Annotated in this window: 10 protein-coding genes; 9 read left to right on the top strand and 1 reads right to left on the bottom strand. The window is 39.0% G+C overall.

All coding sequences use genetic code 11. The annotated features are described in order from the left end of the window. Positions 1-438: 438 nt before the first annotated feature. The 6 genes from ACFFAP_RS27440 (at position 439) to ACFFAP_RS27415 (ending at position 12,382) form a co-directional block, all read left to right on the top strand. Positions 439-882 (top strand): helix-turn-helix domain-containing protein, encoded by a 444-nt coding sequence (locus ACFFAP_RS27440; protein ID WP_375514192.1) that lies wholly within the window; start codon positions 439-441, stop codon positions 880-882. 280 nt (positions 883-1,162) lie between these two features. Further along, entirely contained in the window at positions 1,163-1,330 is a 168-nt protein-coding gene (locus ACFFAP_RS27435; protein ID WP_375514191.1) for a LysM peptidoglycan-binding domain-containing protein, read from the top strand. Positions 1,331-1,640: 310 nt separating this feature from the next. After that, positions 1,641-2,147, top strand: coding sequence for a 3D domain-containing protein (locus ACFFAP_RS27430; RefSeq protein WP_375514190.1), 507 nt, complete (start codon positions 1,641-1,643; stop codon positions 2,145-2,147). 595 nt (positions 2,148-2,742) lie between these two features. Beyond that, on the top strand, positions 2,743-3,633 hold the full coding sequence (locus ACFFAP_RS27425; protein WP_375514189.1) for a hypothetical protein: 891 nt from the start codon (positions 2,743-2,745) through the stop codon (positions 3,631-3,633). Positions 3,634-3,650: 17 nt separating this feature from the next. Next, entirely contained in the window at positions 3,651-7,445 is a 3,795-nt protein-coding gene (locus ACFFAP_RS27420) for a caspase family protein (protein WP_375514188.1), read from the top strand. Positions 7,446-7,531: 86 nt separating this feature from the next. Next, positions 7,532-12,382 carry a caspase family protein gene (locus ACFFAP_RS27415; protein WP_375514187.1) on the top strand — a complete coding sequence of 1,617 codons (4,851 nt, stop codon included), beginning with the start codon at positions 7,532-7,534 and terminating at the stop codon, positions 12,380-12,382. Positions 12,383-12,411: 29 nt separating this feature from the next. On the opposite strand, the gene ACFFAP_RS27410 is transcribed toward ACFFAP_RS27415, so the two are convergent. Further along, positions 12,412-12,555, bottom strand: coding sequence for a hypothetical protein (locus ACFFAP_RS27410; protein WP_375514186.1), 144 nt, complete (start codon positions 12,553-12,555; stop codon positions 12,412-12,414). Between the two features lie 27 nt (positions 12,556-12,582). On the opposite strand from ACFFAP_RS27410, the gene ACFFAP_RS27405 reads away from it, so the two are divergent. Genes ACFFAP_RS27405 through ACFFAP_RS27395 form a run of 3 tightly spaced genes read left to right on the top strand, consistent with a single transcriptional unit; the run spans position 12,583 to position 13,943 of the window. Further along, positions 12,583-13,107, top strand: a complete 525-nt coding sequence (locus ACFFAP_RS27405; protein ID WP_375514185.1) for a caspase domain-containing protein — start codon at positions 12,583-12,585, stop codon at positions 13,105-13,107. Then, positions 13,026-13,511 carry a hypothetical protein gene (locus ACFFAP_RS27400; RefSeq protein ID WP_375514184.1) on the top strand — a complete coding sequence of 162 codons (486 nt, stop codon included), beginning with the start codon at positions 13,026-13,028 and terminating at the stop codon, positions 13,509-13,511. Before ACFFAP_RS27405 ends, ACFFAP_RS27400 begins: the two co-directional genes overlap by 82 nt. Positions 13,512-13,556: 45 nt before the next feature. Further along, positions 13,557-13,943 (top strand): transposase, encoded by a 387-nt coding sequence (locus tag ACFFAP_RS27395; protein ID WP_375514183.1) that lies wholly within the window; start codon positions 13,557-13,559, stop codon positions 13,941-13,943. Positions 13,944-13,985 lie beyond the last annotated feature (42 nt).

Here is a 13,985-nt window from a genome sequence, read left to right as displayed (position 1 = left end):
TTTACCCATGAAAGTAGATACCCGAAATATTGGTAAAGCAAATTCACGCTAATCAAGGGTATGAGTAGCATTCGCGCAGAAAACTGGGTTAATAGATATTACATTAGTACCAATACTTCTGCCAATTTACGAGGGTTCAACGCCTATAGAAACGGGATGAATACGACCATTACCAGTAAGCTTGGCAAAAATCTGGGTTAATAAAATAGGCTCAGGGATTTCAGTATCGCATTTTTAAGATTTCACGGACATATAGAAAGCCATGTTTGCGATGGCGCAAGCGCCCACCGTAGGTGATCGCACCCAAGCTTGGAAATTTATGCGAAGACAATAACTCTATTACATCGGTATTCTCTCTTCATCCTCTTATTTTGGCTAAGGTATTGAACAAGCTAAACCTGATGTTCAAAAAACTTTAATTCTTAAAGGAAAAGAACAATGGCAACTTTTACAGAAAATGGTCTTGTTAGCGTTCATATAAAACAGGATAAATCCTCTACTAACAACGAAAGTAAAAAAGTAAATACTCAAGATTCCATATTTCCATCCATTCCCCGACTGCGTAAGGTTTTTGAGTTTATTGAAGTGAATTATCATCAAAGTATTAGATTAAAAGAAGTAGCTCAAGCAGTTGGTTATTCCTCAGCTTATTTAACCGACTTAGTGCGAAAACTTACCGGAAAAACGGTCAATAATTGGATTATCGAGCGTCGGATAGCAGAAGCAAGCACCTTGCTTTTAGAAACTAATGACTCCGTTGATGATATTGCTTTAAAAGTAGGTTATCAAAATATAAATCATTTCTACTGTCAGTTTCGAGATTACTATCAAAATACTCCCTGTGCTTGGAGAAAAATACAGCGTTCTCACTCATTGTTATAATGATACCCTAAAATATTACCTAACTATTAGGTGCTAATTAATCAACTAATATATTCTCGCGCCTCTAATATGCTTATTATGCAATTTGTAAATAAGCGTATTTTTTTATTGTAAGAAGAATCTAAAAATACTTAATACTTAATTATTCTCTTACCTAAAAATAGTTAATTATAAATCCCATTAGTAAAGAATAGTATTGATATTAAGAAAGAGCGAAAGGGTTAGCAAGCAAGCTAAACCTTGCCTTTTCCAAAAACTCAAGTTATCAAAGGAGAAAATTATGACAGTTACACGTGGTCAAGATTATAAAGTACAAGAAGGTGACAATCTTTTGAAGATAGCTCAGCAAGCTGGAGTGCCACTGCAAGCGCTGATAGACGCTAATAATACGATATTAATACAAGGTCCAGACTACATCGAACCAGATTGGATACTTCACATTCCCTAAGCCTTAATAACTTAGCGTTAATAGCTTAAGCCGGATAACTGCTCTTAACCCTCTTGTGTCACTGTTGGAAAACAATTATCGAAGCCAGATTCTGAAACTATTAATTAGTCAAAGTTTGAAGCTTTATTTTCTAATAAAAACTAAAATTTCAAGCAAAAAACTGGAAAACAAAGCTCTCAAAGGCTTTCAGCAATTGGGTTCTTCCAGTCTGACACAAGAGGGTTAATTACAGCTATTAAGAATCTAGCAGGTTGGCATCTGCTTGAAAGACTGATCGAGCCATTGTCCAAAGTCTACTTATGAGAAAATTATGTCTACTCAATTGAATCTACAAGCTACATTTTACAGCAGGGAAGAAACACAAGGACACGCACCTGCGACTGGCATTTTTGGATCTACATTACGTGAAGCACTTAGTGGTCAAGGGCATCTACAGTGCGCTATAGACCCAAATATTATTGCCCTGAAAACAAACTTTACCTTGATACTTTGGGATGGAAGGCAGGTTCAAGCCGCAGCACTAGATACGGGTACAGCAATTCAAGGTAACAAGATTGATATCTTTGTTGATACCAACAGCGAAGCTATCAATTTAGGTGTAAAGTCCATTACGGCAGTTTTAGAAAATGGGGTAGGTAATCATCCTGATAGTCGAACCTATACTGTTCAACCGGGTGACTTTCTCTTTGCGATCGCCCAAAAATTTTACGGGGATGGTAGTGAACAATCGTGGAGAAAAATCTACGATGCAAATAAAGCCGTAATTGGATCTGACCCTAATCAGCTTCAAGTTGGGATGATACTTACCATTCCCTAATGCTACATAGCCCAGAAAATAGTGTTTGCGCCTAGCAAGGACTTGAAGCGTACACCCGGATTTCTCACAAAGCCAGAGAAAAGAGGAGTCAAAAACTGCCAAACTGTCTATTGCAAATGAATTCCAGCAGTTTTAAGCATGACTCCTCAGAAAACGGATTGTATACCGGAACAGTTGAAATTTGAACAAGTAAAGTCATCTGCAATCGTAGTTAATTTTAACGCTGAGACAGTAACATCTGATGCAGGATTAACCTTAATTACAGAACTTGTAGCTTTCTGTTTTTACTTTGGTTTATCCTGCTCACTTATCCAATTTAATCATGTATCAATTAAATTATCCTAAATTTTGTTCACTCCGATGATTTTTTTTTCACTTGTGAGAAATCCGGGTAATGTATGTTCAAATGGCTGTTGTTAATAAATGTTACAATAAATAATTTGCTGCATAAAAACCATGTAAAAGCTTGATAAACAGTAGTTGAGAATTTCAAAATATTGATGGTTAACTACTTCTAGTTCAAATACAAGTTGTTATACAAATAATGTGTATACAAAACAACCGCTCTAAATTAGCAATTTAATGTCAAATACTTATGATGAAAAATTTTCACAAAACATTGGCAGTAATAGCGATTATAGCAACCTTCACAAGTGGCTGTAGGTCTACAGATGAGTATAAAAAATTCGCCGAATCTGGAAAAGTTTTCGCTGTAGCTACTAACTCTCTATTAGATACTGCTGGTCAGATTAAAATCAAGGCAACATCTGAACAGGTATTAAAGAGCAGAAGAGATAGGGCACAAGTCAATGGTAATAAACCTGCTAACGGAATTGTTAATACCTATAATGAATTGTCAGAACAAGATAAAAAACGGCTTTTCCTTCTTAATGAACTTCGTAAGCATAATGAGTTATTGCAAGCATACTTTAGTAAACTTATAGAGCTAGCTGATTCTGACTCTCCAGTTAGAACTGAGAAAGCAGTTGGCAATATAACTGCTCAGTTAGAGGGAAGTGGTAGCAATCTTCTAAATGTTAGCCCCATCAAAATTGATAAGTTGCCATCAGTCACTAAAATAGTTCTTGATTCTCGGATTAATGGCTCACTTAGAAAAGAATTAGAAAAGCGAAAATACACAATTTATCGAGAAATAACAATACAAGAAAAAGTCCTAAAGTTTATCAGTAAATTAGTGGAAGAAGATGTCCTAACAATACAAGATTTACAAGAACAACGCCTTGTGATTGAACCTCTTAAGTCAGAAAATATAGATGAAGATGCATGGATCGACACAAGATTAACTGTTCTAACACAAAATGCTCAGATAATATTAGCGATAGATAATGCAAGTAATAATTTAAATAAATTCAAAGAGCTTTTTTTTGCTTCTATTGAGGGAGAGTTAACTAGTAAGCAACTAAATAATTTTATACAAGAAAATAATTTATTCTCAGCACTTACTACCGAAAAAAATAGTCGTTAATTAGGAGAAATTAATTTATGTCTACTAATTCTGAAGCAGCAATTGAAGAATTAAAAAAAATCTCCAGTAAACTTTATCAAATAAATATTAACGATGTCGAACCAGTAAAGAGTTCAGCTTTTATCGATAAACGAGATAAACTTGCTGCTGAAATTGGGAAAGTAGAAAATACAATATTAGAAGGACTTTCAGCAGACCTACAATTAAATGAATCTTCACTCCAAAAAGGAATAGACAACTTAAACCACGAAATTGAAGCAGCTAATAGTATAGCTAGAATTACAGAGGGAATTGATAGACTCTTTAGTATTCTAACTGCGATAGTGATTCCAACGCGAGGAATCGAAAGTCGGAAACTATATGCTTTACTGGTAGGAATCGATAACTATCCTGACCCTAATCATCGCCTCGAAGGCTGTGTAAACGATATTACAGCAATAGAAGAGTATCTAAACGAACGATTTGACAAACAAGAATACCAACTGTATTTACAAACACTTAAAGATGAACAAGCAACCCGTGAGGCTGTTATTGATGGCTTTCGCAACCATCTTCGTCAAGCTGGAGAAAACGATGTAGTTTTGTTCTATTACAGTGGTCATGGTTCCCAGGAATTAACACCAAAGGAATTTTGGCACATAGAACCAGACCATCAGGATGAAACTTTAGTATGCTACGACAGCCGTACCGAGAACGGCTGGGATTTGGCAGATAAAGAATTGGCACTATTAATTGCGGAAGTAGCAGAAAAAAAGCCGCATCTGACCATTATTCTAGATTGTTGCCACTCTGGTTCCGGCACCAAAGACCCAATGCAAGAAGCTAAAGAACGACGCTTAAACACAGACAAGCGAGAACGTCCACTAAATAGCTTTATTTTTAAGCTGGAAGATTTAGAGAAACTATCAGATTTCCGTGACCGTGACCCCGAAAAACACCCCACTGGCTGGAAGATACCCACAGGTCGTCATGTTCTTTTAGCAGCTTGTCGAGACTACGAAACAGCAAAGGAATATCCTGGTAAATGTCGGGGTTATTTCTCTTATTTTTTGATGGATACACTTTCCAAAGCCAACGGAAAGCTGACTTATCGGGATTTATTTGGACGTACAAATGCCATTGTCCGCAGTGAAAGGTCAGATCAGTCTCCGCAATTGGAAGTAAATCACATTGAGGATGATAACAAATTTTTCCTTGATGGTGCGATCGCCGAAATTGAACCCTACTTTATTGTTCAGCAAGATCAAACCTCTGGCTGGGTGATTCAAGGTGGTGCTGTCCACGGAGTGCAACCACCCAAAGATAACGAAACTACTTTACTGGCATTGTTTCCCTTTGATGCCACTATCGATGATTTGCGCGACCCTTTAAAGTCTGTGGGTAGAGCAAAAGTGACTCAGGTATTGCCAACTAAGAGCAAGATAGATATCGAAGGAGTGCAAAACCTGAAAAGCGAAAGCGATCGCACTTTTAAAGCAGTCGTTACAAGTTTACCACTACCGCCTTTAGGGGTGTACTTTCAGGGAGATGAAGCAGGTGTAAATCTGGCGCTTGAAAAGCTCAAAACAGCCGGACTTAATGGTAAACCCTCAGCCTATGTCCGCGAGTCACAAGAAGTTGGTAAAGCCAATTTTCGCCTGTTGTGTCGCAATAACCAGTATATAGTAACCAAACCGACAGATGACCGATCCCTAGTAGCTCAAATTGATGATTACACTCCAGACAATGCAGACAAGGCAATTAAACGCTTAGAACATATTGCTCGTTGGATAACAATTGCTCAACTTGCAAATACTGCGGCGACTCAAATTAAACCTGGTGATGTGAAAATGGAACTCATCTTTGCTGATGAGAATTTATCACAATCAAAGCAGATACGTTTGCAGTACAAGTATAAGGACGGTGAATGGCAAAAGCCGGAATTTAAACTTAAACTTACCAATACAACTAGAAAGCCACTTTACTGTGCTTTGGTCAACCTTTCAGATAGTTTCGCTATTAGCGCCCCGTTTTTTGAAGCAGGTAGTATTAGGCTGGAAGCAGGAGAAGAAGCTTATGCTCTAATAAATGGAGAGGAATTGGTGGAACTCGAAGTCCCTGATGAATATTGGAAACTCTTAATTACCGAGTACAAAGACATTCTTAAATTGATTGTGACCAAGGATGAATTTAATGTCAGATTGCTAAATCAGGATAAACTTGATGCTCCTCGACCTATAACTAGAGATATAGAATCCACAAATCAAAGTAGTCTTGAGCGTTTAATGACTCGCACGCAAGATCGCGAACGCGAAATGGGAGCGGCTAAGAGGTTTGATGATTGGTACGCTGAGGAAATCACAATCACTACAGTCCGTCCTTTAGATTCTAGCCCAGTTTCTCAGGAACAAGAACAACAATTAGCGCTAGGGGTGAAGTTACAACCCCATCCCAGCTTAGTAGCAAATGTTCGCCTTACAACTACACCACAAGTCAGCCGAGATTTAGGTAATAAAATTGTCCCACCGATTTTACGAGAAAATCCAGAAGTTATTCGACCCTTCCAATTTACTACCAGTCGCGGTACAGATCCAGGATTAAGTGTACTGGAATTGAGTAACGTTAAAGACCACGAAGTTGTCACTCCAGATGCACCTTTAAAATTATTAGTTGATGGACAACTAGCAAACAATGAATACCTGCTTCCTGTGGGTTATGATGGTGAATTTTTCTTACCTTTAGGTCGCGGGAAAGCAACCGGAGATGGCAAAATCGAAATTGAGTTAGAAAGATTACCAGCCCCCATTAGCGAGGGAGAACGTAGTTTAGAAGGTTCTATTCGCATCTTTTTTCAAAAAGTGATCAGCCAGGGTTTGGGACGGGAATTTGAATATCCGATTTTAGCAGTAGCCTCCGTGGGAGAGGACAAGAAAGTAACCTATAACCAGGATGAGAATTATGTTAAGCAGCAGGTAGCGCAAGCAAAACGAATTGCCCTCTACATCCACGGGATTATCGGCGATACTGAAAGTTTAGTATCTACAATCAAACAACCTGTATTGCAACCGGATGGGCAAAAGTCTTCCATCAGCGAACTTTATGATCTAGTTCTCACTTTTGATTACGAAAATCTGAATACTAACATTGAGCAGAATGCCCAACATTTAAAACGACGACTAAAAGATGTGGGTTTATCAGAAAATCACGGTAAACAATTACACATTATTGCTCATTCAATGGGTGGTTTGGTATCTCGCTGGTTTATTGAGCGAGAAGGAGGTAATAAAGTTGTCCAACACCTGATTATGTTGGGTACACCAAATGCAGGTTCTCCTTGGGCTGTGGTGGAAGATTGGGTAAAATTGACTCTGGGTATTGCACTCAACGGTCTTTCTACAGTTGTTTGGCCAGCAAAAGTGATAGCTATATTGATGGGTACATTAGAAAAAAATATTCGGGTAGCCCTAGCCCAAATGAACCCAACTTCTGAGTTTACCAAATCTCTCGCTGAGAGTGACGACCCTGGCATTCCCTACTCAATTATCGCTGGTAATACCTCTATTATTCCCGCAGCATTAGAACAAGAAGCAGAGAGAGCATCGATCATAGAACGGCTACAACAACGTTTATTTAAGAAAGTTGTAGAATTGCCATTTTTTGGCACGCCGAATGATATAGCCGTCAAAGTGGATAGTATCACGAGTATTCCCAGAGGGCGATCGCATCCTCCCAACATTCAAGAAGTTGCTTGCGACCACTTAAGTTACTTTGGTGTCGAATTAACAACAGTTGGGTTAGAAGCTTTAGTTGCAGCAATTACAAAACAGAAGTAAACAGCAAAAAGGTACTCATTTGGCATTTCCTTATCTGAATGAGTGCCTGGCTCACTTATGTATTTATGCCATTAAGAGGTGTATTAATGTCAAAAAATAAATTTAGGCGTAATTTCGCTATCATTATCGGTATTAATAATTATGAAAATGGGATTCCAGAGTTAGAAACCGCCGTTCCTGATGCTCGCAAACTTGCTCAAATTATCCAAGAGCAACATCAGTCGCTCAAACAGCAATATCAATCACAAAATAAGTATGAAGTCCAGTTAATTTTAAATAAACGCGCTACCCTCAATCAACTCAAGCAATTAATTGCAGACTTAAAACAAGGACAAATACCTCTTGACAACGAAACAATTACAGTTACCAAAGATGATCGCGTCCTCTTCTATTTTGCTGGACATGGTAAAGCCTTAGAAGCTCTAGAAAATCAAGAGGGGCCAGTAGGTTATTTGATTCCACAAGATGCCACAAAAGATAGTAGTACCTTCTTGCCGATGCAGGAGTTACATGATGCTCTGAATGCACTCCCTTGTCGGCACATGTTAGTAATTTTAGATTGCTGTTTTGCAGGCGCTTTCCGATGGGCAAGTCTCAAGCGAGAGATTGTGCCCAAAGTCACAGTCTATAAAGAACGTTACGATCGCTTTATCAGCGATGCAGCTTGGCAAGTAATTACTTCTGCTGGTGATGACCAAAAAGCCATGGATTATTTTGGTGTGCGGGGGGAAGTAAAAGAAGGTAACGAGGTTCACTCTCCCTTTGCCAAAGCGCTTTTTGATGCCCTACGTGGAACTGACAAAAAAGCTGACTCGAATGATGATGGCATCGTTACGGCAAATGAATTGTACTCATATTTGCGAGATAAAGTTGAAGTTGGCACAGAAAAACATTACAAGCGGCAAACTCCAGGTCTGTGTCCACTCAGAAAACATGACAAAGGGGAATTCATCTTTCTATTACCTAATTTTGACCGAGATAAATTGGAGGATGCACCACCACTTAACCCCGAAAATAATCCTTATCGAGGATTGGAATCTTATGAGGAAAAACACAGTAACTTGTTTTTTGGTAGAAAAAACCTGATCAAACAGCTTTATCAGCAAGTCGTTTCCAATAAACAAACGTTGACAGTGGTACTAGGCGCTTCTGGAACAGGTAAATCCAGCTTAATGAAAGCCGGGTTGTTGAAGCGTCTGCGTGATTCCCAGGAACATAAGTTTCATATTTTAGACCCCATGCGTCCAGGGGAAAGTCCATTGCAAGCTTTAGAACGGGTGTTTTCATCAAATGCAACAATTACAACGACAATTACTGATGCAGAATTAGCAAAAGACGAGCAAGCTTTAGCAAACATCGTTAAACGTTGGAGCCAGACTAATCCTCAGATTAAACTATTGCTGGCAGTCGATCAGTTTGAAGAGTTGATCACTTTGTCTAAGTCTAAGAGTGACAAAGAACGAGAGCAGTTTCAGAAATTGATCAAGAATGCGATCGCTAAATATCCTCATAGCATCCATGTAGTTATCACCTTGCGACTCGATTTTGAGGATCAGTTTCAAAACTCTGTACTCAAAGACTTTTGGAATGATCATACCCGATTTGTTGTCCCGCCAATGACCCAGGATGAATTCCGGGAAGTAATTGAGAAACCAGCCTTAGAAAAAGTGGTATATTTCGATCCTCCCAGCTTGGTGGATGAACTGATCAACGAAGTCATACAAATGCCAGGTGCTTTACCCTTACTTTCTTTCACTCTCAGGCAATTGTACCTGAAATATTTAGAGGAACGAAGGGACAACCGCGCCTTAAAAAAGGAAGATTACGAAAAGTTGGGAAAAGTTGTTGGTTCTTTGACCAAACGTGCTAATCAAGAATACGAGCGGCTAGTTGCAGAAGACATTGCTTATAAAGATACAGTGCCTCGGGTAATGTTGCGGATGATTTCATTGCAGGGTGGTGAGTTAGCAAGGCGACAGGTTCCTAAGTTTGAGCTGGTGTATCCAGACGAGGAAGAAAACAAGCGGGTGGAAATAGTAATCAAACGCTTTTCTGATGCTCGCTTAATTGTTGAAAATTCTCAAGGCGAACCCTATGTAGAGCCAGCCCATGATGCTTTGGTGCAGGGTTGGGATAAGATGCTGAAGTGGAAAAAAGAACAGGAGGAAATTTTAACCTTACAACGGCGGCTAACGTCTGCGGCCCAGGAGTGGAACAATATAAAAGATAAGGAAAAGCAACCCAGGGCGAACGCATGGGGACAAGCAGAATCTTTTGCAATTGGAAAAATACAGACTTGGCTACGTAATTGGCAGCGCAAAAAGAAAGAAAAAACCAAGATTTTCAAAGTTTCAAGCGTAAAATCAATTGCTTACCTTTGGGATGATGACCCTCGGCTCGAGCAAATCAATCAAGTGCTTGATACTCAGGATAGCTGGCTTAACAGGATTGAAGATCATTTTGTTCGGTGGAGTGTCCTTCAAAAAGGTAAAAATGCTTTTAGACTGTGGGTGATTGTTACAGTAGTAATCCTGGGATTAACCGGGTTAACGCTCTGGGCGCTAATTGGTCAGCGACAAGCATTAATACAACAAATAAGTGCTGAGAAAAATTCCACAGAAACTGCGTTTCGCGCAAACCAACTGACCTTTGAGGCTTTGATAAGTAGTTTACGGGCAGGAAAGTCCTTAAAGTCCTTGTTTCTGCGTAGACCATTCCAGCCAGACCAGCAGTGGCAAAATCAAGTCTTAATAACCTTGCAAAAGGCGGTTTATCAAGTTAAAGAACTCAATCGCTGGCAACGACCTCAAGGTGAGATAGGCGGTATATTTTTAGGTCAAGATGACAAGGTATGGATCGCTGTTAGCAATGTTAAAGCAAATAACTGTCATAAGGATGATATTATTAGTATTAGCTTATGGGACTCAAAAAGCCAGCAGGCTACAAAATTAGCTTCAGGCAATTGCTATTTCAAAAATGTCAGTTTGAGTCCTGATAGCAGCCAACTGGCTATCGTAGGACTAAACAAAACCATCCACTTATGTGGTCTGGAGAGCAAGCATTGTAAGGACTTCTTACTAGAGGTTCCAAACTCAATTGAAATTGAAATTAAAAGCGTCAGTTTTAGTGGCGATGGCAAGAGCTTAGCTTTCATTATTTCCGGTTCCAGGAAAGATGTTAGCACAGGGGGGAAACTATACGGTGCTTACTTATGGAATTTGCAGAGTCGAGAAGGGTTAAAAAAATTATCGGGGTATTTAGAGACTCAAGGCATTCCCGTAAAACACATGAGGTTTAGTAGTGATGGCCACCATATAGTAGAAGTAGTAGAAGTTTTAAAAGACCACAACAACAGCAGTAGCAAAATTCCTTATTTTCTCACCAACATCCATTTTTTGAACCACTTATCGAAGCACGAGTTAGGTGTAACTACAAATAATTTAAAATCACTACGAAGTGATTCATCAAGTCCTTTCTATAATTTCAAGGATGTAATATTAAGCTCTGATGGCAATAAAATGGTTACCATTCCAGGAATAAATAGTGCCGGCGTATCTAAGAGCAAGAGTTGCTATATGAATTTTTGGGATTTGTCTTCCATTCAGGCTAATTCTACGCAAAAATCATTAAAAAATTTCAACGAAGCCTGCTCCGCCGATTTCAATCCCAATCCCTATAACAACCAGTTAGCTATTGGAGGAATAAACGGCGACATTAGTTTTTACGACAGTAACAGTTATGAGCAAAAATTGTTGACTGAATGGAAGGCTCATGAAGGTGTAGTTGAAAATGTCAAATTTAGCAGTGATGGTAAACGATTAATCACTATTGGAGAAGATGGTATTATCCGCTTGTGGAATACGCAAGAGGGGCAGTCAAGCTTACCTTCACTTCCTATAGACAAAAAAATTGAAAGTATCAGTGTTAGCCCTAATGGTCAACAGATAGCTCTCACAGACTCTCAGGGTGCTGCTAGTTTGTGGGACGTGTCGCATCAAACTTTAACCCCACTGCCAATAACTGAAGGTAGTTTCACCAGCGTTATTTTCGCTCCCGATGGAAAACATTTTGCCGGTGCTAAAAAAGACAACACAATTATCGTTTTTGATATTTCGGGAAAACTTGTTTATCCTAATAAATTCAAATTACGTGGTGGTAATTTAAAGAACATGGCTTTTCGCCCTGATGGTCAATTATTTATAATTATTGAACACGACAGAAGTTTATTTTATTCTATAGTTGATTTTTCCAAAAATCCCAAACTTTCTGAACATTTAATAAAATGTGACCATAATCAGGGGCATACATGTATGGGATATACATTTAATGATGATAATTTTATAGTAGCCAATCTAGATATAGCGAATCCCCTGCCTGATACATTTGGTACGGTAGATTTGCAGGATTTTTCAGGAAACAATAGTATTGATTTTAAAAAACTAACGAACTTAAACGCAGATTTCAAGACAGATAAGGTTGCATTTAATATTGATGGCAACTTAATGGCTATAACTCAACAAAAAAAGGGTGAACCAAATGGGATTGTTATGTTATGGGATATCTATGCTAACCAGATAGTTAAAAGTTTTAAAACGTATTCTAAAGCATATGAAAACAAAACTTTCAAAGATACAGAATCACAAACAGGCGCGATTAAAAGCCTAAGTTTGAGTGCTGATGGCAGCACACTGGCTATTCTTGGTCAGGACGGAAAAGTCATGTTGTGGGATACAGGATTAGATGAATTACTCATGCAAGGTTGCCAACAAGCACGTAACTATTTAGCTACCCTTGATGAGAAAAATAGCGATCGCCATCTCTGTGAAGGAATTAAAGCTTCTCAGTTGCCAGAACAAACACAGAAAATTAGTACAGGTGAAACAATTGCAGTATCAACTCCCAGTAGTTTAGGTGTGTCAAAAGTAGTTGGTAAGTGAGCGATCGCTATCTCTGTAACAATGTACCATCAACCTCTGCAAATCCCAACAAGTAGATTGAGATAAAAGCGATCGCCATCTCTGTAACGATGTACCACCAACTGCTGCAAATCCCAACAACTAGGTTCAGGTGAGAGCGATCGCCCACCTGAAAAAATCTCGATCTCGCGCAACTGCAACCATCCCAAACATCTTTCTCTATGTCCAAGTACGAGTTTCAGCGCAACTTCACAGTAGTTATTGGTATTAATAACTACTTAAACGGCATTCCCGAGTTAGAGACACCTGTCGCCGATGCTCAAAAACTCGCCAAAATTCTCCAAGAAAATTATCAGTATGAGGTGCAGATATTACTAAATGAAAAGGCAACATTGGAAAAGTTAAATTCTCTGTTAGAGGACTTCAAGCAAAAAACACTACGTTTACTTGAGAAAACAGTACAGTTAGAAGAAAATGACCGTTTAATATTTTACTTTGCTGGACATGGAATAGTCCCCGCAGATGGACTAGAAAAGACAGACAATTTAGGAGGCTATTTAGTACCCCAGAATGCTAGAGGAGATATTCTTCTCCAGAAGCAAATAGAAATTAACACAATTCTCTTGCCCATGCAAACATTGCATGATGCGTTAGCAGAATTACCTTGTCGTCATTTGCTAATTATAGTGGACTGCTGCTTTGCTTTGCTGGGGCATTTCGGTCGAGTTTCTATCGAGAAATTGTAGCTGCGCGAAAAGTCTACAAACAAAGGTATGATCGCTTTATTCAAGATAGAGCATGGCAAGCGATCGCATCTGCTGCTCATGACCAAAAGGCAATAGATTATCTAGGTTGTTTTGGACAGCGAGGAAGTACAGGCAAACACTCACCCTTTGCTGAAGCTTTGTTTGATCGTTTGCTTGGTGCTGCTGACACAACCCTACGAGAAGGTGATGGTATTATTACAGCAACTGAACTTTATTGCTACCTTCGAGATCAAGTTGAGAAACTAACCGATAAATATGACAAACGCCAAACTCCTAGTTTATTTGCCCTGAAAAAGCATGATAAAGGCGAGTATATCTTCTTACTTCCCAACTTTAACCAAAACAAGTTAAGTAAGTCGGCGCGGAAAAACCAAACTATGTAAAGATAAATAAATACGGATAATGTATTTACCGAGGTGATGGAAAATATGGGCACTCGTCTAAGGGTATTCCTAACATCGGAGCAAAACAAAACCCTGTTAAATCTGAGAACTGCGGATGTACCACAGAAAGTTAAAGATCGAGCAGAGGTAATCAGGCTAAACGCACATGGCTGGTATGTTGAAAAAATAGCCGCTCACTTTAACTGGACTTCTCAAACAGTAAGAGAAGTTTTGCATAAATGGCGAAAACTAGGTTTAGAAGGGCTTTGGGAGTTACCAGGCAGAGGGGGGAAAACAAAGTATGCCGAAGAAGACATCGTTTTTTTAGAAGAATGCCTGAAAAAGGAGCCACGTACATACAACAGTCTTCAACTAACTCAAAAACTTCTTTGCGAAGCTCCGAAGGGAGCCGCTTCGCTAACGCCAAATTAAATTGAGTCCCGATAGATTAAGACGGGTACTTAAAAAAAGGGG

Source organism: uncultured Nostoc sp., from assembly GCF_964245575.1.
In the GTDB taxonomy this organism is placed as follows: domain Bacteria; phylum Cyanobacteriota; class Cyanobacteriia; order Cyanobacteriales; family Nostocaceae; genus Nostoc.
This window is presented reverse-complemented; position numbering and strand designations above follow the sequence as displayed.

Bases quoted from the DNA above. Each gene is read 5' to 3' on its own strand.
- ACFFAP_RS27430 (WP_375514190.1), top strand. From the start codon at position 1,641: ATGTCTACTCAATTGAATCTACAAGCTACATTTTACAGCAGGGAAGAA.
- ACFFAP_RS27395 (WP_375514183.1), top strand. From the start codon at position 13,557: ATGGGCACTCGTCTAAGGGTATTCCTAACATCGGAGCAAAACAAAACC.
- ACFFAP_RS27415 (WP_375514187.1), top strand. From the start codon at position 7,532: ATGTCAAAAAATAAATTTAGGCGTAATTTCGCTATCATTATCGGTATT.
- ACFFAP_RS27405 (WP_375514185.1), top strand. From the start codon at position 12,583: ATGTCCAAGTACGAGTTTCAGCGCAACTTCACAGTAGTTATTGGTATT.
- ACFFAP_RS27435 (WP_375514191.1), top strand. From the start codon at position 1,163: ATGACAGTTACACGTGGTCAAGATTATAAAGTACAAGAAGGTGACAAT.
- ACFFAP_RS27425 (WP_375514189.1), top strand. From the start codon at position 2,743: ATGATGAAAAATTTTCACAAAACATTGGCAGTAATAGCGATTATAGCA.
- ACFFAP_RS27440 (WP_375514192.1), top strand. From the start codon at position 439: ATGGCAACTTTTACAGAAAATGGTCTTGTTAGCGTTCATATAAAACAG.
- ACFFAP_RS27420 (WP_375514188.1), top strand. From the start codon at position 3,651: ATGTCTACTAATTCTGAAGCAGCAATTGAAGAATTAAAAAAAATCTCC.